2 protein-coding genes are annotated in these 546 nt (G+C 67.0%); both read right to left on the reverse strand.

Translation table 11 applies throughout. The features are described from left to right. Nucleotides 1-337 (reverse strand): pyridoxal-phosphate dependent enzyme (locus NZU74_20805; GenBank protein MCS6883765.1); only part of this gene is annotated, 337 nt, incomplete at its 3' end. Next, nucleotides 330-546 (reverse strand): DegT/DnrJ/EryC1/StrS family aminotransferase (locus NZU74_20810; GenBank protein MCS6883766.1); only part of this gene is annotated, 217 nt, incomplete at its 5' end. The genes NZU74_20805 and NZU74_20810, both read right to left, overlap by 8 nt.

Raw genomic sequence — 546 nt, forward strand, 5'->3', positions numbered from 1 at the left:
TAGCCTCGAGCTTGGAGCGCGGGGCGTCCTCCGGCATCACTAACGTGGCCGGAACGTCCAGCGACCGGGCGGCGATGGCCACCGCCTGCGCGTGGTTTCCCGACGAGTAAGCGACCACGCCCCGGCGCAACTGCTCCGGGGAAAGAGAGTGCAGGAAATTCGCCGCGCCGCGGATTTTGAACGAGCCGCCCCGCTGGAAGTTCTCGCACTTGAAGAACGCCCGCACTCCCGCCCGGGCGTCGAAACTCCGCGAAGTCATCACCGGAGTCCGATGTGCGAGACCTCGAATGCGGCCGGCGGCTGCGCGAATCTGCTCGACGGTTACAACCTCAGACATGAACGTGGCCCGGCCGCCGTAGCGACCGGATGAGAGAGGCCAGCTCCACGATGCCCTCGTCGTCGGCCATCAGCACGCGGTGCGGCAGCCAGAATGCATCGCGCACGCATTCTTCGGCGACGGGACAGGGCTGCACCCGACAGCCGCCGCCCTGATAGACCGGGTTCCCGTACAACGGGTGCGGGTAAAACGGGGTACACGGGATGCCG

The organism is Chloroflexaceae bacterium, from assembly GCA_025057155.1.
Taxonomy (GTDB): domain Bacteria; phylum Chloroflexota; class Chloroflexia; order Chloroflexales; family Chloroflexaceae; genus JACAEO01.